The organism is Humidesulfovibrio sp. (assembly GCF_030689645.1).
Lineage (GTDB): Bacteria > Desulfobacterota > Desulfovibrionia > Desulfovibrionales > Desulfovibrionaceae > Humidesulfovibrio.
In genome coordinates, this window is sequence record NZ_JAUYFU010000087.1 from 1 (window position 1) to 20,007 (window position 20,007).

General features: G+C 59.5%; 17 protein-coding genes, 2 tRNA genes, 1 rRNA gene and 1 other RNA gene. 12 read left to right on the top strand and 9 right to left on the bottom strand.

What is annotated here, in order from left to right; translation table 11 throughout:
• Nucleotides 1–87 (top strand): 5S ribosomal RNA (gene rrf / locus Q8O35_RS12225); the annotation flags it as partial.
• A gap of 954 nt (nucleotides 88–1,041) precedes the next feature.
• Here rrf and Q8O35_RS12230 read toward each other — a convergent pair.
• From Q8O35_RS12230 to Q8O35_RS12250, 5 genes are all read right to left on the bottom strand, one after another.
• The gene (locus tag Q8O35_RS12230; RefSeq protein WP_305573702.1) at nucleotides 1,042–2,256 is read right to left on the bottom strand and encodes an OmpP1/FadL family transporter; all 1,215 of its coding nucleotides are present in this window, start codon (nucleotides 2,254–2,256) and stop codon (nucleotides 1,042–1,044) included.
• Between the two features lie 182 nt (nucleotides 2,257–2,438).
• An RNA gene (ffs, locus tag Q8O35_RS12235) (signal recognition particle sRNA small type) lies at nucleotides 2,439–2,535 on the bottom strand.
• Between the two features lie 8 nt (nucleotides 2,536–2,543).
• Nucleotides 2,544–2,634, bottom strand: a tRNA-Ser gene (locus Q8O35_RS12240).
• An 82-nt stretch (nucleotides 2,635–2,716) separates the two neighbouring features.
• Nucleotides 2,717–3,631, bottom strand: a complete 915-nt coding sequence (locus Q8O35_RS12245; RefSeq protein ID WP_305573704.1) for a dihydroorotate dehydrogenase — start codon at nucleotides 3,629–3,631, stop codon at nucleotides 2,717–2,719.
• Between the two features lie 12 nt (nucleotides 3,632–3,643).
• Nucleotides 3,644–4,420, bottom strand: a complete 777-nt coding sequence (locus Q8O35_RS12250) for a dihydroorotate dehydrogenase electron transfer subunit (RefSeq protein ID WP_371133129.1) — start codon at nucleotides 4,418–4,420, stop codon at nucleotides 3,644–3,646.
• Between the two features lie 70 nt (nucleotides 4,421–4,490).
• On the opposite strand from Q8O35_RS12250, the gene Q8O35_RS12255 reads away from it, so the two are divergent.
• From Q8O35_RS12255 to Q8O35_RS12265, 3 genes are all read left to right on the top strand, one after another.
• A complete protein-coding gene (locus Q8O35_RS12255) occupies nucleotides 4,491–6,488 on the top strand; it encodes a peptidase U32 family protein (protein WP_305573706.1) in 1,998 nt (665 codons plus the stop codon).
• 14 nt (nucleotides 6,489–6,502) lie between these two features.
• Entirely contained in the window at nucleotides 6,503–7,471 is a 969-nt protein-coding gene (locus Q8O35_RS12260) for a DUF523 and DUF1722 domain-containing protein (protein ID WP_305573708.1), read from the top strand.
• Between the two features lie 64 nt (nucleotides 7,472–7,535).
• On the top strand, nucleotides 7,536–8,378 hold the full coding sequence (locus Q8O35_RS12265; protein WP_305573710.1) for a rhodanese-like domain-containing protein: 843 nt from the start codon (nucleotides 7,536–7,538) through the stop codon (nucleotides 8,376–8,378).
• On the opposite strand, the gene Q8O35_RS12270 is transcribed toward Q8O35_RS12265, so the two are convergent.
• Together Q8O35_RS12270 and Q8O35_RS12275 are read right to left on the bottom strand one after the other, a co-directional pair.
• Nucleotides 8,375–9,250: a DMT family transporter gene (locus Q8O35_RS12270; RefSeq protein ID WP_371133130.1), complete on the bottom strand. Its 876-nt coding sequence runs from the start codon at nucleotides 9,248–9,250 to the stop codon at nucleotides 8,375–8,377. The two genes, Q8O35_RS12265 and Q8O35_RS12270, sit on opposite strands and share 4 nt — an antisense overlap.
• An 18-nt stretch (nucleotides 9,251–9,268) precedes the next feature.
• Nucleotides 9,269–9,925 (bottom strand): TIGR00730 family Rossman fold protein, encoded by a 657-nt coding sequence (locus Q8O35_RS12275; protein WP_305573714.1) that lies wholly within the window; start codon nucleotides 9,923–9,925, stop codon nucleotides 9,269–9,271.
• A 182-nt stretch (nucleotides 9,926–10,107) separates the two neighbouring features.
• On the opposite strand from Q8O35_RS12275, the gene Q8O35_RS12280 reads away from it, so the two are divergent.
• From Q8O35_RS12280 to miaA, 4 genes are read left to right on the top strand one after another with little or no spacing between them, the layout of a single operon-like run.
• Entirely contained in the window at nucleotides 10,108–11,796 is a 1,689-nt protein-coding gene (locus Q8O35_RS12280; RefSeq protein WP_305573716.1) for an MBL fold metallo-hydrolase RNA specificity domain-containing protein, read from the top strand.
• Entirely contained in the window at nucleotides 11,797–12,396 is a 600-nt protein-coding gene (rsmD, locus tag Q8O35_RS12285) for a 16S rRNA (guanine(966)-N(2))-methyltransferase RsmD (protein ID WP_305573718.1), read from the top strand.
• On the top strand, nucleotides 12,342–12,851 hold the full coding sequence (gene coaD, locus Q8O35_RS12290; RefSeq protein ID WP_305573720.1) for a pantetheine-phosphate adenylyltransferase: 510 nt from the start codon (nucleotides 12,342–12,344) through the stop codon (nucleotides 12,849–12,851). Before rsmD ends, coaD begins: the two co-directional genes overlap by 55 nt.
• A 10-nt stretch (nucleotides 12,852–12,861) precedes the next feature.
• Nucleotides 12,862–13,788, top strand: coding sequence for a tRNA (adenosine(37)-N6)-dimethylallyltransferase MiaA (gene miaA, locus Q8O35_RS12295; RefSeq protein WP_305573722.1), 927 nt, complete (start codon nucleotides 12,862–12,864; stop codon nucleotides 13,786–13,788).
• A 57-nt stretch (nucleotides 13,789–13,845) separates the two neighbouring features.
• On the opposite strand, the gene Q8O35_RS12300 is transcribed toward miaA, so the two are convergent.
• On the bottom strand, nucleotides 13,846–15,036 hold the full coding sequence (locus Q8O35_RS12300; RefSeq protein ID WP_305573725.1) for an iron-containing alcohol dehydrogenase: 1,191 nt from the start codon (nucleotides 15,034–15,036) through the stop codon (nucleotides 13,846–13,848).
• Between the two features lie 9 nt (nucleotides 15,037–15,045).
• Nucleotides 15,046–16,962 carry a protein-disulfide reductase DsbD gene (locus tag Q8O35_RS12305; protein ID WP_305573727.1) on the bottom strand — a complete coding sequence of 639 codons (1,917 nt, stop codon included), beginning with the start codon at nucleotides 16,960–16,962 and terminating at the stop codon, nucleotides 15,046–15,048.
• 97 nt (nucleotides 16,963–17,059) lie between these two features.
• Here Q8O35_RS12305 and Q8O35_RS12310 point away from each other — a divergent pair.
• The 4 genes from Q8O35_RS12310 (at nucleotide 17,060) to Q8O35_RS12325 (ending at nucleotide 19,807) form a co-directional block, all read left to right on the top strand.
• A tRNA-Lys gene (locus Q8O35_RS12310) sits at nucleotides 17,060–17,135 on the top strand.
• Nucleotides 17,136–17,435: 300 nt separating this feature from the next.
• On the top strand, nucleotides 17,436–18,065 hold the full coding sequence (locus tag Q8O35_RS12315) for a DUF47 domain-containing protein (RefSeq protein WP_305573729.1): 630 nt from the start codon (nucleotides 17,436–17,438) through the stop codon (nucleotides 18,063–18,065).
• Nucleotides 18,058–19,065 carry an inorganic phosphate transporter gene (locus tag Q8O35_RS12320; RefSeq protein WP_305573731.1) on the top strand — a complete coding sequence of 336 codons (1,008 nt, stop codon included), beginning with the start codon at nucleotides 18,058–18,060 and terminating at the stop codon, nucleotides 19,063–19,065. The genes Q8O35_RS12315 and Q8O35_RS12320 overlap by 8 nt, the downstream gene beginning before the upstream one ends.
• Nucleotides 19,066–19,177: 112 nt before the next feature.
• Entirely contained in the window at nucleotides 19,178–19,807 is a 630-nt protein-coding gene (locus Q8O35_RS12325; protein WP_305573733.1) for a methyltransferase domain-containing protein, read from the top strand.
• Nucleotides 19,808–20,007: the final 200 nt, after the last annotated feature.

A 20,007-nucleotide genomic window follows, 5' to 3' on the forward strand; every position in this document is an offset into this window, starting at 1 on the left:
CCGATCCCATTCCGAACTCGGAAGTTAAGCCCGCCATCGCCGATGATACTGCGGTTCTAATCGTGGGAAAGTAGGTCGCCGCCAAGACTTAATTTCAAAATGGCCCGGATGAAAATCCGGGCCATTTCTCGTTTGATGAAAAGGCCTTGAACTCATAACGTGTTCAAGGCCTTTGGTCGTTGTGACGTGTGCACCTTACCTTTCTCCATTTAGTATCCACGGTATACGTTTGTGACTCCGGCGTAGGATACCACGAGCATGAGGAATAGAAAGGGCAGCGTCGAACAGCGTTTCGGCTTTCGAAGCCGATGGAGGCTGGTCCCCCGGTGACGGAGTTACGTTGCTCAGTTGGCATTTGGGAACTACGTTTTACAAGTGTCGCAGAATGGTTAGGGGCCTTGAGGTGCACGAGCACAGGAGGTTGCGGCGGACAGAGGAAGAGAGCAGTTGCCTCGAGGGCCTTCTTGCCGACTTGGCGTACAACACAGGGGGGAGGAGGCGCTGGCCGAAATTGACTGAGCTACACCTTCAAAGCCAGGCGCGCACCAGATCATTGAGGCGTATCGCTACACCTAACGGTAGGCTTGCCTGTTGATCGAATTCCACAGCAAGGGTTTGCGACGCGCTCTGCCTGACCGCGGAGGATATCTGAAAGCGTCTGCGTGAGAATAAGGAACGAAGGCGCTTTGGTGGGCCACGGGTCTATCTGTTGGTGCGACGTGAGACCTTTGATGTCAGTCATCCGGCCAGGCAGGACCATGAAGAGCTGACATGAGGAATGCCAGAGCGCCTCGTGTTACGCTTCCTGTGTGTGGCCAGGGACATCTTTGGAGCCATACGGCAGGATTACGACACTGCCCTGACCCATAACTCACTTTTTGGCTAGGACCCAGAGGAATTCGGAAGAGTCATGAATGTAGAAAATCAGACTAGCCAGAGTTCAAAATTACGGGGGCATACTTGGCAGGGTAGGGGCATGCAGAGGAAAAGAAAAAGCCCGGCGTGAACCGGGCTCTTAAGGCGAATGCACGATGTGAAGGGCTAGAATTTGTACCCCAGGGAGAATCCCGCCATGTAGGCTTTGCTGTTTGTGATCTCCGTAGCGGCAATGTTTGTATTTTTGTCCATGGTCCTATCGTTGTTGGTCAGGTACATGAGCGAGAAGTCGTAAGTGAACTTGTCGCTGATAATGCCAATGCCTGTGCTGTAAATCTTACGGTCGTTGCTTGGCAGCATCAAGTCCTCGTAACCTTTGCGGATGGGGTCTTGGTCCCACACAAAACCAGCACGAAGGGCCAACCAATCTGTGGCCATGTATTCGGTTCCAAGCTGGAAGCGCCATACGTTCCGCCAGTTCTTGGGGGAAATAGTGGTTCCGCTGTACTCGAAGGAATACTTCATTTTGTTGTAGTCCTGCCACTGCGTGAAAATGGCATCTGCTTCGATTTTCCAGTTTTCATTCGGCTTGAAGGCAATGCCGAGGCTATAAGAAGCTGGTAGCGTAAGGGAAATCGTCAAGGCTTCTGGAGCACGCGAAAAACCAGGAGAGGGCGTGTAGTGTGCATGACCGGTGTCTGATGCCTGCTGCGAAGTGTGGTAGACGAAACCTGCGCTCCACTGGTCGTTGAATTCATAGCGCAGTCCAGCTTGGGCACCATAACTTATGCCTGATACAATCATGCGAACATCTGAGGTGCCGCCTGCGGCAGTGGACTTGCGGAGATCTGCTGAGCTGTACAAAATTTCGGGGCCAAAGGAGAAAGAAAGTTTGTCCGTGAGCTTTAACGCAAGATTCGGTGCTATTGAGTAGGAACTCAGCTCCGCTCTGTAGATGTTCTTCGCGCCAGCCCAGTTTACGTTGTATTGTGTACCCAGTCCAAATCGCGTGTATATGCCGAGTCCAAACCAAGCTTTATCGTTGATTTGGTGCACAAGATAGGCGTGAGGAGGTGTATAGATGTTGGTCTGCGTCGTTGTTGAGGCACCAGATCCGGTCCGCACATCGGCCATGGGTGCGATGGCAGTCGCTCCAAACATCACTCTTGTACCCTGGAGCTGTGTCATGCCTGCAGGGTTGTAGGCCACAGCGGAGGCGTCATCGGCCAGGGCGATTATGGCGCCGCCCATGCCGTTGGCGCGAGCACCAAACTCACCCAAGGCAAAGCCGCCCGCATGAGAGGCTGTGGGCAACAACATCAGCAACGCCAAGGCCCGCAGGCTGGCCGTCAAGTGGTGGAAATTCCATTTCGCTCGCATCTGGTGCACCTCGTATATAATTGAATGGGATTGCATCTGTAAAAGCTTGCAATGTGCTGCTTTGACTGTTTGATTTTGCAAAGACGGAATCAATTAGCAGTTCATTCGGTGAAAGTAAATGCGTAATTCCGAACACTTTTGTTGATTGACGCAAAAAAAGAAGGGCGCATTGCTGCGCCCTTCTTCGAGGGAAACCGGACACCCGGGTTCGGACCGCTACCGTTGCTCCCTTTCGGGCCTGGCGGGGTTCACGGCGAACTCGCCGTCCGGCTTCCCCGGGGGAAATATGGCGGAGAGGAGAGGATTCGAACCTCCGGTACCCGTTAGGGTACACACACTTTCCAGGCGTGCTCCTTAGGCCAACTCGGACACCTCTCCGCGAGGACAGCCAATTAATACGAATCATCATGCCTGGCAAGCGAAATCTGTAATTCCGCCGCGGATTATTTGTCTGCGGCAGCTATGACAAGTCGAGTGAGCCTCGCAGTTCTGCAAAGTTGCTGCAACGCGCCTTGAGCATGGCCCGCGGAAGATCGTCCACAATGCGAAACGCTTGGTCGGGCCTGAGGAAATTGGCGGTGCCCACCTGCACGGCAGAAGCGCCCACCAGAATGAACTCAAGGGCGTCTTCCGCAGTGCCGATGCCGCCGATGCCGATGACGGGAATGGTCACGGCCCGGCAGGCTTGGTGCACGCAACGAAGGGCAACAGGCTTGATGGCCGGGCCAGAGAGTCCGCCAACTACGTTGGCCAGTCTGGGCTTGCGTGAGCGTATGTCCACGGCCATGCCAAGAAGTGTGTTGATGAGCGACACGGCGTCGGCGCCTCCCTCTTGGGCGGCCCGCGCGCACAGGCCGATGTCAGTCACGTTGGGCGAGAGCTTCACGATGACCGGCTTGCCAGCCGCACGTTTTTTGACTTCTTCCGTGACTTTTCGGATCTGGGTGGGATCCTGTCCAAAGGCTGCGCCGCCGCTCTGAACGTTGGGGCAGCTCACGTTGACCTCTAGGGCTGCCACACCTTCCTCGCCAGCGAGCACGCCGGTGAGGTCGCCGAACTCCTCGGCCGAACAGGCATAGAGGTTCGCTATGATGGCTGTTTCCCTCCAGGGCAGTAAAGGCAGCTTGTCACGGACAAAGGCCTCCACGCCGGGATTCTGAATCCCGATGGCGTTGAGCATGCCGCAGGGCGTCTCCACTATGCGCGGCATGGGATTACCTTCCCGCGGTTTCAGGGACAGCCCCTTGACAACGATGCCTCCCAGGCGCTTCAAGTCGCCGAAATTCATGAATTCAAGGCCGAAGCCGAATGTTCCCGAGGCTGTGATGATTGGGTTCTTCAGCACCAGTCCGGCAAATTCAACGCGCAGGTCCATACTCTCTCCTTCCTAAATGTGCACGTCGTCGGCCTTGAACACAGGGCCGCGCGCGCAGACCTGCACATGCTTGTCGTGGCCGTCCTTGCAGACGCAGCCTAGGCATGCGCCAACGCCGCAGGCCATGGTGCGCTCAAGGGACAGCTCTGCGCGAATTTGATGCAGCCGTGCCGCTTGCTGGATGGTCTTGAGGAAGGGCAGGGGGCCGCAGGCCAGCACAATGCCTCCCTGGGCACCGCGAACTTCATTCTCGATGCGTTCAATGATCATTGGCAGATCATCAGGGGACGTTTCGTGAATTGATTCTGCGCGAACCATGTCTTTCATCAGCTGGTAGGGATACGAATCGATGCTGGCGCGGTGGGCGAAGACGATGCGCAAGAACTCCGGCGTGGGGTGCTTCTCTATGTAGCCCCGGAAGGGCGCGATGCCCATGCCGCCAGCCAGCAGCAGGGTCGGAGTCTGATCGGCCACGCTGAAGCCGTTGCCCAGAGGTCCCCAGATGATGACCTCGTCGCCGGGGGCGAGTCGCGCCAGGCGCGCCGTGCCGCGTCCTACTACCTGGAAAAAGAAGGTCACGCTGTCCGCATCCGAGCGGGAGATGGAGAAGGGGCGCCCCCAGGACAGCTCAAGCCCCCAGTGCTTGGGCCGGAGCATGGCGAACTGGCCAGGACGGTAGCCGTCCCAGCCCGGATTATCCAGAGTGAGTTCCACGAAATCGCTTGGCTCGTCCCAGGCTCCCAGGAAGCGCACCTCGCGCACCTTGACTTCACGGCAATTTCTGACCACGATCCCACTTCCTTCGTCCTGCCAGCCATGGCCGGACTTAAGCACTCTCACCCAAAGGCGTTTTCCCCGAATGGATAGACATATACCAGAAATCATGGCCCCTGCTGGCGACCGTGCGAGCTTTCTGGCCGCTGTGGCCGCTGGCGCAGACGCAGTATACCTGGGCCTCAAGCACTTTTCCGCGCGCATGCAGGCGAAGAATTTCGGCCTGGGCGAGCTTTCCGCCCTCACCGATTATGCTCACGAACGCAACGTGCGCGTGCATGTGGCAATGAACGTGCTGCTCAAGCCGGAAGATGCGCGGGCCGCAGGAGGCCTGCTGGAGCGCCTGGCGCGCACGGTCAAGCCTGATGCTCTTATTGTGCAGGATCTGGGGCTCATGCCCTTGGCCCGTCAGGCCGGGTTTGAGGGCGATCTGCACGTTTCCACCCTGGCCAACGCCACTCATCCCGCTGCGCTTAAGGTTGCCCAAGATCTCGGCGCCAGCCGCGTGGTGCTCCCGCGCGAGCTGGACCTGGACGAGGTGAAGCTCATGGCCGGGGCCTGTCCGCCAGGGCTTGGCCTTGAGATATTCGTCCACGGGGCCTTGTGCCATTGCGTGTCAGGCCGCTGCTGGTGGAGCAGCTTCTTTGGCGGCAAAAGCGGCCTGCGAGGCCGGTGCGTGCAGCCCTGCCGCCGCTTGTACAGGCAAGGCGGCACCAAAGGCAAGCCCGAGGGGCTGTTCTCGTGCCAGGATTTGAGCCTGGACGTGCTCACAAAGCCTTTGCTGGACGTGCCTCAAGTGACCTCTTGGAAAATTGAGGGCCGCAAGAAAGGCCCGCATTATGTCTATTATGTTGTTTCGGCCTACCGCCTGCTGCGCGACTCCTCCGGCGACCCCACGGCGCGCAAAACCGCTGTGTCGCTTTTGGAGCAGGCTCTGGGCCGTCCCAGCACCCACGGTGTGTTTCTGCCGCAGCGGCCATACCCGCCTGTGAAGCCCGGCCAGGAAACGGCCTCTGGCCTGTTGATCGGGCAAGTGAAGCGCGAGGGGACAAAGACTTTCATTCAGCCGCGCGAAGACCTGCTGCCCGGCGACCTCCTGCGCCTGGGCTGTGAGGACGACGCCTGGCACCAGACATTTCCCCTGCGCCGCCGTATCCCCAAAGGAGGTCGGCTTGACCTTCCTGCCCCCACAGGACCGCATCGTGGCGCAGCGCCTCCGTCCAAGGCCTCGGTGTTCCTCATCGACCGGCGCGAGCCCGAGCTGATGCAGCTTTTGGCTGGCATGGAGAAGGAACTGGCCTTGCGGCCCGAGCCTCCTGAGAAGGAAGCCTCGAGCTTCAGACCCAAGGTTTTCAATTCCCCCCAGCCGGGCAAGCGCACGGAGCTGCATGTGTTCCGGGCCCTGCCACGCGGTTCAGCTCGTGGCGGCAAGGCGGCGGAGACCGGCATTTGGCTGGAGCGTTCCGCCTTGTTGGATGTGCCCCGCCCGGTCACCGGACGCATCTGGTGGTGGTTGCCGCCGGTTATCTGGCCCAATGAGGAGGAGCGTTACCGCAATCTTCTGGTCGAGGCTCGCGAACGCGGCGCACGCATCTTCGTGTTGAACGCGCCCTGGCAGACCGGACTCTTTGAGGACCGCGAAGGACTGCGGCTCATTGGCGGCCCCTTCTGCAATCTGGCCAACGCCCAGACCGCGGCCCAGTACGCCAGCCTCGGCATGGAGAGCGTCTTCGTGAGCCCGGAGCTTTCCGGCGCGGAGCTCTTGTCCCTGCCGCGCACCAGTCCTGTGCCTTTGGGGATTGTGGTGGGCGGTTTCTGGCCGCTGGGCCTTACCCGCATTCTGGCCGAAGAAGTCCGCACCGAGGAGCCCATCCTGAGCCCTCGCGGCGAGGTGGCCTGGGTGCGCAAGCATGGCGGCAATCACTGGATCTACCCAGGCTGGGAGCTGGATCTTTCTTCGCACCGCCGTGAACTGGAGCAGGCTGGCTACGCCATATACGCCAGCCTGCTGGAGCCTTGGCCGAGATTCTTGGAAAGCGCGCCACGCACCAGCGTGTTCAACTGGGACCAGGGCTTGCTGTAACAACGGGAGGACGCATGGTTGAAGCACCACAAGGCGGCAAACCCAAGATAGGCATCAGCCGCTGCCTGCTGGGCGAGAACGTGCGCTACGATGGCGGCCACAAGCTGGACCGGTATCTGCGTGACGTCCTGGGGCAGCATGTGGAGTTTGTGCCCGTGTGCCCAGAGGTCGAATGCGGGCTTACGGTTCCGCGAGAGGCCATGCGCCTGGTGGGTGAGCCGGAAGCCCCGCGTCTCGTCACCGTCAAGACCAGGCTGGACCTGACTCCCCATATGGACGTCTGGGCGTCGGAACGGGTGGGGCAGCTTGTCGAGGCTGGCCTGTGCGGCTTCGTGTTCAAATATGGCTCGCCTTCCAGCGGCATGAGCCGGGTAAAAGTTTATCCGGAGGCCGGGGGAGCGCCTGTGCTCAAGGGACGCGGGCTTTTCGCCGCAAGGCTCATGAACGCCCTGCCTTTGCTGCCCGTTGAGGACGAGGGGCGGCTCAACGATCCGGCCTTGCGTGAGAACTTCATAGAGAGCGTGTTCGTCATGCAGCGCTGGCATCAGTTATTGGCTCGTGGCTTCAGCCTTGGGCGGTTGGTGGAGTTCCACACCCGGCACAAGCTGCTCGTCATGGCGCATAGCGTTGTGCACTACCGCAGCCTGGGAAAGTTGGTGGCCGAGGGAGCAAAGATGACCCCTGGCGAGTTGCAAAGCGCCTATCTGGCCAGCCTCATGGAAGCCTTGCGGCTGGTGGCCACGGTGAAGAAACAGGTCAACGTTCTGTCTCACGCAATGGGGTACTTCAAGCGGAACCTGAGCCCTGATGAAAAGCGTGAGCTCATTGAGGTATTGGACGCCTACGCCCGCGAACTGTTGCCGCTCATAGTTCCAGTGACTTTGCTCAACCATTACGTGAGGAAGTTCGGAGAGGCCTACCTGGCAGGGCAATGGTACCTGCACCCGCATCCAGCCGAGCTTAAGCTGCGCAATCACGTCTGAGAATCACTCTGCGCTCTTGCCGCACTTTTGCTTTGCCTGTACGTGTTTGTGAAAGGAGTGTGCCATGTTCGCATACGTGCATCAGATAGAACCCAAACAAGCTGGCAAGTTTCTCGATGAGGTTCGCCTGGGCGCTCGGACATTGCTCGACGTGCGCCAGGACTTTGAATACGCGGAAGGGCACCTGCCTGGGGCCCGGCACATTCCTTTGCCTGAACTCTCCGAACGGCTGGGTGAACTTGACAAGCATCTCCCAATACTTGCGTATTGCCGTTCAGGCATGCGCAGTTTGGCGGCGGCCAACTTGCTGGCCGGGCAGGGGTTCCGCGAGCTCATGAGCCTCAAGGGAGGCATCCTGGCCTGGGAAGGCGCGCAGGCCCAAGGCTCAGCTGATCTTGGCATTCAGTCGTTGGCAGAGGCCGACACCCCTACGGGGCTGCTGGAGCGCGCATGGGGCATGGAGTTGGCCCTGGAGGAATTTTACATCGCGTTGGCCCGTCGTGCTGCGGACGAGGACGTGCGGGCTCTGTTCCGGCGCTTTGCAGGGTTTGAGGAGCGCCATCGCCGCACACTCGCAGAAGTATGGGCGCGTCTCGCCGACGCTGGGCAGGGTGGGGCGGACAAGCAGGCCTTTGAGGCCCGGGCCAAGGCGTCCATAAGCCCCGGAACCCTTGAGGGTGGCATCGCTTCTGAGGACTATCTTGGACATATGGCCGAGCCGTCGGACCCTGGCGAGGCCCTTGAACTGGCCATGGCCATTGAAGCCCAGGCTCTCGACCTGTACATGAGGCGGTCGGCGCTGGCTGATGACGCCGACTTGCGTCGCACCCTGTCGCTGCTTGCTGAGGAAGAGCGCGCTCACCTCAAGGTGCTGGGCACGTTCCTGAGCGGACGCGGGAAGTTTTAGGTCCGGCGCTGGCCCAGCAGGTTGCCCGCCAGAATAAGCACCAACCCGGCATAGGTGGTTGCGTGAATTATTTCGCCCAGAATGAAGTGGATGAGCACCAGGGACAGGAAGGGCGAAAGGAAGATCAGGTTGCCGATGCGAGCGGTGGAATCCGTCAGCCGCATGGCCATGAGCCAGAGCACGAAGCTGACGCCCATCTCGAACACGCCCACATAGGCCGCAGCGGGCAGGCCGGGGTTGTCCCAGGCGGGCAGCCCGGAAACTGCTAATGTGGTTCCAAGGATAAGCGGAAAAGCTGCCGCGAAATTCAGCAGCAGAGCCAGCACCGGGTCGGTGCTGTTTTTTGTGTTGCCTATCCAGTACAGCGCCCAGATGAGTGTGCTGCCAAGGGCTAGGCTAACTCCGATCGGGCTGCCGAAATCAAGCCCGGTCAGATTGCCTTGCGTGGAAAGTGTCACGACGCCTAGGTAGCTGATGCAGATTGCCACGAGGTCGCGCCGAGCGAGCTTTTGACCCAAGAGCGGCACAGACAACAGCGACAGGGTGATGGCCCAGGTGTAGTTGAGGGGCTGGGCGACCTGCGCCGGAAGCAGGGAGTATGCCTTGAACAGCACCATGTAGTACAGGAACGGGTTCAGGGCGCCCAGGGCGCAGTTTCGCAACAGGTCACGCAACGTGAGGCTCTTGAAAAGACCAAGCTTTCCCTGAACCGTCAGGATTGTCAGCAGGGTGGCTATGGAGATGACATCAGCGACCAGCAGGAGCTGAAGGTGATCCAGATCCTTGAGGGCTATTTTGAAGGCCGAGGCCACAGTGCTCCAGATGAGCACCGTGGCCAGGCCGAAGATGTACGCGAGGCGTTGCCGGGAGATGGGCATCACTGGTTTGGCCTAAAGCACCACATGGCGCCGTATGTGAGCCACAGCCTCCTCGCTGGAGTCCGTCACCAGGAACAGGTCCATGTCCTTGGCGTGGCAGTAACCGTCGGCCACCAACCGCTCGCGGAACCAGTCAACCAGGCCGCCCCAGAATTCTGTGCCAAGAAGCACGATGGGGAAAGCCTTGATGCGTTTGGTCTGGATGAGCACCAGGGCTTCGGAGAGCTCGTCCAGGGTGCCGAAGCCGCCGGGCAGGGCGATGTAGGCCATGGCGTACTTGATGAACATGAGCTTGCGCACGAAGAAGTAGCGGAAATCGCAGCGCGTGCTCAAATATAGGTTGTTCACCTGTTCCAGCGGCAGGTGGATGTGCAGACCTACGGACCTTCCTCCGGCCTCGAAGGCGCCTTTGTTCCCTGCCTCCATGAGGCCGGGTCCGCCGCCGGTGATGACCGTGAAGCCTGCCTCGGCCAGTTGGCGCGAAAGGTCCACGGTTCTTTCGTACCATGGCTGTCCTGGCTTCACGCGGGCGGAGCCGAACACGGAGACCGCCGGACCGATGTCGCTCAAGGTTTCGAATCCGTCCACGATCTCGGAGAGGATCTTGAACAGCCGCCAGGATTCCTGCATGGACAAATCGTCGATGAGATACTGCTTGGAATTGGGCATTTGCTCCTCGTGGGCTCCTGAATAGTGGTTGCGGCCCTGCGCTTTCTTTGGCTAACATGCGCAATTGCCGTGGGCTTTCAACATACATGGAATCTGGAGTAAGCGGAAGAGCCCTGACTGGGACGGGCGTGGGCAAGTTTGCCCAGGACGCAGCACACCAAACGCTTCAACGCGGGGGTTATATGAAGATCAATTTCCTCGGAGCCGCGCAGGCCGTCACCGGCTCCTGCTATATCCTCGAAACCGGCGGTCATCGTTTCAGCGTCGATTGCGGCATGCACCAGGGCAACAAGGAGATTGAGAAGCGCAATCTCAACATGGACAACTACAAGCCCGCAGACCTGGATTTCGTCCTTGTTACCCACGCGCATATCGACCACATCGGCCTGCTGCCCCGAGTTGTGGCCAGCGGCTTCAAAGGCAAGATCTACGCAACCCCCCCCACCATGGACCTGATGAAGATCCTGCTGCTGGACAGCGCCCACATTCAGGAAATGGAGGCCGAACAGCGCCAGCGCCGCGGTCTGCGCCGCGGCAAGGCACCAACGCCGCCGCCATCTGGCGAGCGCAGAAGCAAGGCTCTTGCTGCGTCCTATCCGCCTGTTGAGCGCCGGGATTCCATGATGGAGCGGCCCCTGTACACCACCGGGGATGCCCTGGCCACCTTTCCGCATATTGTGTCGATTGAGTACGACAAGCCCTTTGAGCCAGCTCCAGGCATTCGCGTCACCTACCGCAATGCGGGACATATCCTCGGCTCGGCCTTCATTGAGGTCGAGTATGTTGAAGACGGAAAGACCACAAAAATTATTTTCTCAGGCGACCTTGGCCGACCTGATCAGCTCATCCTGCCAGACCCCAGTCATGGCGGCCGTGCCGACTATCTGTTCATGGAATCCACATACGGCGACCGCGACCACAAGAGCGCGGAATCCAGCCGCGACGAGTTGGCGGCGGCCATTGCGTACAGTTATAAGAACAGCGAGAAGGTTATCATTCCGGCTTTTGCCGTGGAGCGCACCCAGCAGATCCTCTACACGCTGTTCCTGCTGGACCAGCAGGGCAAGCTGCCCAATGACATGCCCATCTATTTGGATAGTCCGTTAGCCATTCAGGCCACGGAGATATTTCGAAAGCATCCAGAATATTTCGATGACGCAACAAAGGCGCTGCTCAAGCAGGGCAAAGACCCCTTGTCCATGCCCAACCTGCGCTTCAGCCAGTCGGCCGAGGAATCCCGCGCGCTGAACACCATGTCCGGCTCGGCCATCATCATCTCCGCAAGCGGAATGGCCAACGCAGGCCGCATCCGCCACCACCTGCGCCACAATCTCTGGCGCAAGGGCGCGAGCATCGTGTTTTGCGGCTACCAGAGCGAAGGCACGCCTGGCCGCAAGATCGTTGATGGAGCCAAGCACATCAGCATCTTCGGCGAAGAGGTTTCTGTTGCGGCCAAGGTCTTCACCATCGGCGGCTTTTCGGCCCACGCCGGCCAGGCGGAGATACTAGAATGGCTCAAGAGCTTTGACGGCACGAACACAAAGGTCGTCCTCATTCACGGCGAAGTGAAGGCGCTGAGCACCTTGTCCGGCCTTGTACATGATAAGCTGGGCTTGGAAGTCCACGTGCCCACCTACCTTGAAGAGCTGACCCTTGAGCCCGGCAAGGTCATGGTGCCGTTGGTTGACGAGGCCAAGGCCGCACCGCGCATCGACTGGGACTTCCTTCTTTCCGATTCCAAGTCCCTATATGGGGAGTTTCAGAAGCGTATGGAGCTGGCCAAGACTAAGCCCTGGGTGGAGCAGACAGAAATCCGCGAGCGCTTCCTTGACTTGAACCGCAAGATGGTGGAACTCATCTCTGAGTTGTAAATGAGAATAATAGCAGGAGAATATGGCGGACGGAGCATCCGCACGGTGGAGGGGCCGGGGTATCGCCCGGCCACTGCCAAAGTTCGTCAGGCGGTGTTTTCCATGCTGGAGGCCCGGGGTCTGTGTTGGGAAGGCGCGCGCGTGCTGGACCTCTTCGCGGGCAGCGGTTCGCTGGCCATGGAGGCCCTGAGCCGCGGCGCCGCCGAGGCTTGGCTCATGGACAAGAATCCGCGCGCGGTTTCGGCTATAAAGAGTTCACTGGCTGACTTGAAGGTTGCTCCGCACCGCTATCGAGTCATGAGTGTGGATCTCTTGAAAGCCCTTGCACGGCCCGCGCAGGCGCCCTTTGACCTTGTGTTCGTGGACCCCCCGTATGGCCTTGATCTTTTGGCCCCGGCCATGGAAAAGGCCGTGCGCGGCGGCTGGATAGCCGATGGCGGCCTTGTGTTGGCCGAGGTCGAGGCCAGGTGTGACTTCACGGGCCGCATTCCGGCCCAACTCATCCCGCAGACCGACAGGCTCTACGGTCAAACGAGGATACTGCTGTGGCAGAATTCAATCCCAGACTTGCCGTCTACCCCGGAACCTTCGACCCCCTGACCCGGGGGCACACCAGCCTCATCTACAGGGGCTTGCGCGTGTTTGATACCGTGGTGCTGGCAATAGCTCAAAGCACGCCCAAGAAGACCTGCTTCACCCTTGAGGAACGCGTGCAGATGGCGCGGGAAACCTTTGCCGACGAGCCAAACATCGTGGTCGAGTCCTTTGACGGCCTGCTCATCGACTATGTGCAGAAGCGCGGGGCAGGGTCCATTTTGCGCGGCCTGCGGGCCGTTTCAGACTTCGAGTACGAGTTCCAGATGGCGCTGATGAACCGCAGGCTTTCACGCGAGGTGCAGACCGTGTTCCTTATGACCGACTACAAATGGATGTATCTGAGCTCCACCATAGTTAAGGAGGTGGCGCTGCACGGCGGGAACGTTAAAGGCTTGGTGTCCGATCCTGTGCTGGCCAAGCTGGCCGAAAAGTATGAGACCCTTAAGGGCGAAAAGTAGCGGGAAGAGCATGGGCAGCTTACGCGCCGTTTGCATTCTTGGCCCAACTGGCTCCGGCAAGACCGAGGCCGCCCTGGTTTTGGCCGCGAGCATGCCTGTGACGGTCATCAACTATGACTCACGGCAGATCTACGCGGATTTCCCCATCGTCACGGCGCAGCCGGAGGCCCACGAGCAGGACCAGTGTCCGCACAGGCTGTATGGCTTTGTGCCCACGGCAGAGGTCATGAGCGCGGCGCGTTTTGCGGAATTGGCGCGGGTTGAGATCGTCCAGGCCCAGGAGGCCGGGCGGGTGCCTGTGCTGGTTGGCGGCACTGGGCTTTACGTCAAGGCTCTTGAGTTCGGCTTAGCCGACATCCCACCTATCGACCCTGATGTGCGGCAGTGGGTGCTGGAGCGCATGGCGCGCGAGGGACCGAACGTCCTTCATGAGGATCTTGCCCAGGCCGACCCGGAGACCGCTGCCCGTCTGCATCCAAACGACACCCAGCGCATCTCCAGGGCTCTGGAGGTGTTTCTGGGCACGGGCAAGACCTTGTCCTTCTGGTTTCTTGAACAGAAGCGCGGGCACACCGACGTGAACCTGTGCAAGGTGGGCGTTTCCACCACCTTGGGCGAGCTTGAGCCGCGTTTGCGCAAGCGCATCGGGCTGATGTTGGAGCGCGGGGCTCTGGACGAGGTGCGCCGCGCCTGGGAGCATACGCCTGATCGCGAGGCTCCGGGCTTCTCGGGCATCGGCTGCGCCGAGCTTCTGGCGCATATTCTGGGCGAGGCTGATTTGGACGCAGCCTGTGAGCTTTGGTATCGCAACACCCGGTCCTATGCCAAGCGTCAACTCACCTGGTTCGCCAAGGAGCCGGGCGTGCGTTGGATTAGAGCGGAGGGGTTCGACCGGTTGCCAGCCCTTGTTCGTGCCTGGGGTGCGGATTTCGAATAAGACTCGCCTCCGGCACGCGGACATGACTTGACGCCAGCGTGCCGGATATTCTCTCGCCTAACGCTTGAACACTCCTTCGAAAATGGCCTGCACATCGGCCTCGCCCATTGACACCGGCGTGTTTGTGAAGTTGCGCGCGCCCTTGTGCTGCATGGCCGCCGCCACATAGGCCGGAATCTCGTCCGCCGAAAAGCCCATGTCCTCTGCGCGCAGCCCGTCCAGGCCTGTGGCTTCAAGCAAGGCCTGCAAGCCCATGAGGAACGGGTGCGCCTCATCGTCCTCATCCGCGCCAAAGCCCATGGCCACGGACAGGTTCAACAGCCGGTCCAGGGTGTCCTCATCGCCTTGCGCTTGCGCAAGTTCGATGAGCCGCGTGAAGTATGGGCGCGAGAGCATCACCAGTCCGGCCCCGTGTTCTGATCCGCGACCGGAGCCGCTGAAGGAATACTCCAGCGCGTGCTGGGAGATGGGAGAGGACAGGGCCAGCGCCATGCCTGCCGCGCTGCTGGCCCAGGCCAGCGCCGTGCGCGCGTTGATGTCGTCACCCTGTTCCACCGCCTGGGGCAGGAAGCGCGTCACCAGATGCGCGGCCTCCAGGCAAAGCATGTCGCTCATGGGTTGGCGGCCAAGGGACAGGAAGCACTCGACGGCATGGAAGAAGGCGTCCATGCCCGTGACGGCAGTGAGGCGCGCCGGCATGGAGGCTGTCAGCTCCGGGTCCACAATGGCCAGGGTGGGAAAGAAGGACGGGTGGATGAAGCCGCGCTTGCCTGGTTCACCACAGATGAGCGCTGCGCCGTTGCCTTCGCTTCCAGTGCCCGCAGTGGTGGGGATTGCCACCAAGGGCAGCGCGTTGACGCCCTCATAGGACTGCGCGGCAAAGGCGCTCCAGAAGGGGGCTTCCTTGGTGGCGGCCAGGCTGATGGCCTTGGCGGAATCGATGACGCTGCCGCCGCCGAGGGCTACGATAAATTCTACGCCCATGCTGCGGGCCTGGGCCGCTGCGGCGTCAATGTCTTCCGTTCGCGGGTTTGCGCGCACGCCGTCGAAGACCACTGTCTGGATTCCGCGCGCTCCAAGCAGTCCCTGCACGCGGGCCAGGTAGCCCTGGCGCAGGATGTTGCCGCTGGCTCCGATGACGATGAGGGCCTTGTTGCCTTTGGGCAACAGCGGCGTGCTTTCAAGTTCGTTCAGGCGGCCAGGCCCGAAGATGAGGCTAGTGGGCAGGCGGAAGGTGAAGGACAGCATGTGTGACTCCTAGGGGCGCGCTGTGTGTTGCAGAGCCTCTTCAAGCTGCGTTGGCGTGAACAGGTCGCGCAGCACGAGGGGGCTTTCCGGAGCGTTTTTTGGAAAAATGGCCAGGACCGGGATGCTTTTGCTGCCTAGGGCGTGCAAAAGGGCCTCAGCTTGGGGATTCTTCTCCGTCAGGTCGGCCCGCATAAGCCGCAAGCCGTAGCGGGCCTTCATGTCCCCAAGACGGGCGGGCGTCAAGGTTGTCTGCTCCAGCACCTTGCACGACGGGCACCAGTCTGCCGTGAAGTCCACCACCACTGTCTCCTTTCCGAGTGCGGAACGCAGAGATGTTTCGGAATAGGCGTCCATCTGGGTCACCAATTCGGCGGGCCGGAGTCCCAGCCAGAGGCCGACGCCCAGCAGGAGGGCGGCCAGGAGCTTCAGCAGAACAATCTTGGCGGAGTCGAACCCTGGTCCGGCTGTACCCCATATCCAAGCGCCAACGGCGGTGAACCACAACAGGATAAGGGCCGGGATGATCCGGGCGTCGGGCAGGATTCCCAGCAGGTAGATGCAGGTGCCCATGAGCAGCAGGCCCACGGCCTTCTCAAGATGTCCTGTCCAGGCGCCGGGCTTGGGGAACATGCGGGCCATTCCGGGGAACAGCACCATGACGAGGTAGGGCAGAGCCATACCCACGCCGATGGCCACCAGCACGGAACTGATGACCCAGGGAGGCTGCAGAAGCGTCCAGCCCAGCACTCCGCCCAGAAAAGGACCGCTGCACGGCGTGGCTAAAAGTGTGGCCAAGAGGCCGGTGAACAAGGCTTGCAGTTTTGGGTGCGTGGTCATCTGGTCGAACTTGAGGTCCACGATGGGCAGGCTGAACACTCCGAACAAGCTCAGGGAGAGGGCGAAGATCAGGGCTGTGAGTCCCATGACGATGGCAGGTTGCTGAAATATCTGCCCCCAGGCCAAGCCTGTGACGCCTAGCACGGCGCTCAAGGCAAAGAAGTACAGCAGGATGCCCAGTGCGAAGTAGAGGTTGTGCTCGCGGAATTTGGCCGAGCGCTGGCCTGCGTCAGCGTTGCTGCTGCCAGCCATGAGGGCCGAAAGCTTGATGCTGATGACAGGGAGCACGCAGGGCATGAAGTTGAGAATAAATCCAGCGAGCATGCCAAGCAGCACGGCCTTCACCAAGCCTTCAACCTCAAGCTCTGGCTGGAAGTAGCGGGGCCTGAGATTTGACCAGTCGCCTGCATCCTGGGGGGGGGCGTCAGCCAGGGAGGGGACGGTTTCAGACTTTTGGGCCAGCTCTGCAAGGGCCGCGACCGATCCCGAAGGAATACTATCGGGTTGTCTTGTGGGATTAGTCGTTTTCACTGCTGCAAGGAAAGTCGGCCACCAGGGCTGGATCCGGGCGTCAGGCAGATTGCCCTTGGGCAGGGCGAAAGTCAGATCCAGGCTTGCGGGCAGGCACTTGTCTTTGGTGCAGAGCAGCAACTCAAGCTTTGCCGCTAGGCTTGACGCATCTTTCCCTTTGGTTTGCCTCAGGTCGGGCAGGAGCACGAACAATGGGGTTTTTCCGGCGTATGTGTTCACCAGGGAGCTTGGGTCCAGAAGATCCGTCTTGGGTGTGCCGGCGGGGTAAAGTACGCTGAGCGGCGTTAAGCCCTGTGTGACGGTTAGCTTGGTGGGTTTGGCGAAACCGCCAGGGTTGTTGGCGTAGGTGTACCAGCCCACATCGGTTTCCAAGAACAACACCGCCAGGTGACGCGCCTCCTGGCCGGACTCGTTGCGGGCCTTGTCGCCCAGGCTGAATGCAGCCCAGGAAGTGGCCAGGGGCAAGCCTTCGTGGCGATATGAGGCCTCGGCCGGAGTCCATGTGTACAGGGTCAGAAGGAGTAGGCAAAAGAGGGTCCCAAGAGATTTGTGCGACATTTTTTTTGCTCGATGCATTTTTTCGTGTTGACAAAGGATGCCTGTCCACGTAGACCCCTTTTCGCGCTGACGACGACAACGACGCCGACGCAAACGTGGGTCACTAGCTCAATTGGTAGAGCAGCGGACTCTTAATCCGGAGGTTCAAGGTTCGATTCCTTGGTGACCCACCACGTAAGACACAAAAGCCGATTCCGAAAGGGTCGGCTTTTTTCTTTTCTATTGTCAGGGCAAGTATTCTTTCTAGGCGCAACAAGGGCAAAGCTCCCATACGATACGTCTAAATGGTAAACATGCTTTGTTCTGCGCACTTCGCCCATTGGTGTCAAGGCGCAGGTTCAGGCTATCGGATGCGGAGTCCGAATTTGTCTTGGCAGACTGGTTTGCACAAGATATAGTTCCTGGCCTGGAGCGAAGGGCTCCTTTTGAGGGCCTATCGAAATATTAAGCACGGACTGTCACAAGGAGAGCCTATGGGCTTCAGCTTCTTTCCCAAGGAGGTTCAGTTTTTCGACCTGTTCCAGGAGCAGTATGAGAAACTGAACGAGGCAGTCACCGCTCTGAACTCGATCTTTCAAGAGTTTGAGAACGTTGAGAACAAGTGCAAGTCTATCAACCTCATCGAGGAAGCTGGCAACGGCATATCCCGGCGCATAGCCCAGCAACTTTCCACGACGTTCATCACACCCATCGACCGCGAAGATATTCACAATATCAATATCGCCCAGGAAGATCTTCTCAACCTCATCAAGGCCATCTCTACCCGCATCGGGCTCTATGATTTCCATGTTGTGAAGTTCCCGGCCAAGAAACTGGTCAAGAACATATCCTTCATGGTGGAAGAGGGCGGCCGCATGCTGGACCGCTTGCGTGAGCGAAAACCCGTTGAGGAGAACGCCAAAAAAGTGAAGTCGCTCAAGTATGAGTGCGAAATGCTTCTGCTTGTGGCCTTGGGCGAGGTGTACGACATCAAACTCACAGGGTTCGACTCCGTAATGGAGATCGTCAAATGGACGCACATCTACGATCGCATTGAGCAGGCTGTGAACCAGGCCGAGCGGTTGGCCGACATTATTGAAGGCGTGGTGCTCAAAAATGCCTGATGTTTCCATGATGCTTGTGGCCATCGTGGCCCTGGCTTTGTTCTTCGACTATACGAACGGAGCACACGACTCCGCCAACGCCATCGCCACGATTGTCTCCACCAAGGTGCTTTCACCCAAGGCCGCGGTGATCATGGCCGCCTCCCTGAATTTTGTGGGCGCCTTTATGGGCGAACAGGTAGCCAAGACCATTGGCAGCGGCATCGTCAACGCCGAGGTGGTCGCAGGTTGCCAGGCTCTTGTCCTTGCGGCGCTCTGCGGCGCAATTTTATGGAATCTGCTCACTTGGTACATGGGGTTGCCCTCCTCCTCCTCGCACGCCCTCATTGGCGGGCTCATGGGCGCTACCGTGGCCTATAGCGGATTCAATGGACTCAACTTCGTCTCCATTTTTTACAAGGTAGTCATCCCGCTTTTGATTTCTCCCCTGGCCGGGTTTGTTGGCGGCTATTTCATCATGGTCCTCTTGTCTTGGCTGTCACACAAGTCCAAGCCGAAAAAAGTCAACAGTCTTTTCCGTAAACTACAAATCGTATCCTCAGCCTTCATGGCTACCAGTCACGGTCAGAACGACGCGCAGAAGACCATGGGCATCATTACCCTGGCCTTGTTTTTGTCTCACCAGATACCAGAGATCCACATTCCACTCTGGGTCAAGATTACCTGCGCTCTGGCAATGGGGCTCGGCACCGCCACCGGCGGCTGGAAGATCGTGAAGACCATGGGACACAAAATTTTCAAGCTCGAGCCCATCCATGGATGCGCGGCTGAAACCGCAGCGGCCCTGGTCATCAGCGGCGCCAGTCATTTTGGCGCCCCTATTAGCACCACCCATATCATCTCCACCTCGGTCTTGGGCGTCGGTGCGAGCAAGCGCCTTTCCGCCGTGCGCTGGGGTGTGGCCGGGAGCATGGTGGTCGCCTGGATCATCACCATTCCGGCATCCGGCCTTGTGGCGGCTCTGGCCTTCTGTGTGATGAGGTATTTCGGCATTACCTAATGGTCGTGTAGAGATTGCTTCAATAGCGCGCATCAGTTCGCTGAATGCGGCATAATCTTGCTCCATCTCACTGCTTGTGTTACGGTTTCTTCGAAATGTTGGAGGACAGCACATGCAGATTGATCGCTTTCACATTCCGCAGGGCGACATCGAAAACGAACTCCTCACACGATTCCGCAAGGCTGCAATCAGTCCACAGGGTCTCTTCGACTATCCTACTGGGCGCGAAGGGTTGCGGTTGCTCGGCTATCCCCATGAGTTCATCTCGTCTCTTCCTGACCGCGTTGCTGAGTGCTACTGCGGCGTTGGAAATCCTTTTGCGCCAAGTCTGCCCTTAAAAGGGGAGGCCGTGCTTGACGTTGGGTGTGGAGCCGGGGTGGACGCCCTTGCGGCAGCGACTTTCGTGGGGCTGGATGGGCGTGTGGAGGGCCTTGAGTATTCGCCGGACATGCTGGCCCGTGCTGCGGACAACGCTGGCTTGTGCGGCGCTCAAAACGTCAGCCTGCAGCGCGGAAGCGCTGAACGCTTGCCGTATCAGGACTCCAGCTTTGACCTGCTCATTTCCAACGGTGTGTACAATCTGGTGCGGGATAAACCGCGTGCCTTGGCAGAGGCCTTCCGGATTCTTAAACCCGGTGGCCGTGTACAACTGGCGGACCAGATTCTTGAGGCCGATACAGCACCTGCCTGTCCGTTGCCGCAGCCAGGTGCGCTGGTGTCGGCAGCCGCATGGGCCAGGTGACAGGATGGCGCTTTGCCGGGAAGGGTCTTCCTGGATATGCTTGAGAGTGCCGGTTTTATCGATGTGCGTCTGTGCTTTCGCACACCCTTTAAAAGCTCACCGGTGACTGTTGGTGCGGTGATTGCCTGCCGCAAACCGTAACTATCCGCTTTGTCGACGTATCGGGACAGCACCGTTTTGACTTGCGCCCTGCCAGGGCG

Coding starts and splice junctions, on each gene's coding strand:
- Q8O35_RS12300 (WP_305573725.1), bottom strand. CDS start 15,036: ATGCTGTCCTTCACCTTCCGCCTGCCCACTAGCCTCATCTTCGGGCCT.
- rsmD (WP_305573718.1), top strand. CDS start 11,797: ATGAGAATAATAGCAGGAGAATATGGCGGACGGAGCATCCGCACGGTG.
- Q8O35_RS12305 (WP_305573727.1), bottom strand. CDS start 16,962: ATGTCGCACAAATCTCTTGGGACCCTCTTTTGCCTACTCCTTCTGACC.
- miaA (WP_305573722.1), top strand. CDS start 12,862: ATGGGCAGCTTACGCGCCGTTTGCATTCTTGGCCCAACTGGCTCCGGC.
- Q8O35_RS12320 (WP_305573731.1), top strand. CDS start 18,058: ATGCCTGATGTTTCCATGATGCTTGTGGCCATCGTGGCCCTGGCTTTG.
- Q8O35_RS12245 (WP_305573704.1), bottom strand. CDS start 3,631: ATGGACCTGCGCGTTGAATTTGCCGGACTGGTGCTGAAGAACCCAATC.
- Q8O35_RS12255 (WP_305573706.1), top strand. CDS start 4,491: ATGGATAGACATATACCAGAAATCATGGCCCCTGCTGGCGACCGTGCG.
- Q8O35_RS12315 (WP_305573729.1), top strand. CDS start 17,436: ATGGGCTTCAGCTTCTTTCCCAAGGAGGTTCAGTTTTTCGACCTGTTC.
- Q8O35_RS12265 (WP_305573710.1), top strand. CDS start 7,536: ATGTTCGCATACGTGCATCAGATAGAACCCAAACAAGCTGGCAAGTTT.
- Q8O35_RS12230 (WP_305573702.1), bottom strand. CDS start 2,256: ATGCGAGCGAAATGGAATTTCCACCACTTGACGGCCAGCCTGCGGGCC.
- Q8O35_RS12325 (WP_305573733.1), top strand. CDS start 19,178: ATGCAGATTGATCGCTTTCACATTCCGCAGGGCGACATCGAAAACGAA.
- Q8O35_RS12275 (WP_305573714.1), bottom strand. CDS start 9,925: ATGCCCAATTCCAAGCAGTATCTCATCGACGATTTGTCCATGCAGGAA.
- Q8O35_RS12280 (WP_305573716.1), top strand. CDS start 10,108: ATGAAGATCAATTTCCTCGGAGCCGCGCAGGCCGTCACCGGCTCCTGC.
- Q8O35_RS12260 (WP_305573708.1), top strand. CDS start 6,503: ATGGTTGAAGCACCACAAGGCGGCAAACCCAAGATAGGCATCAGCCGC.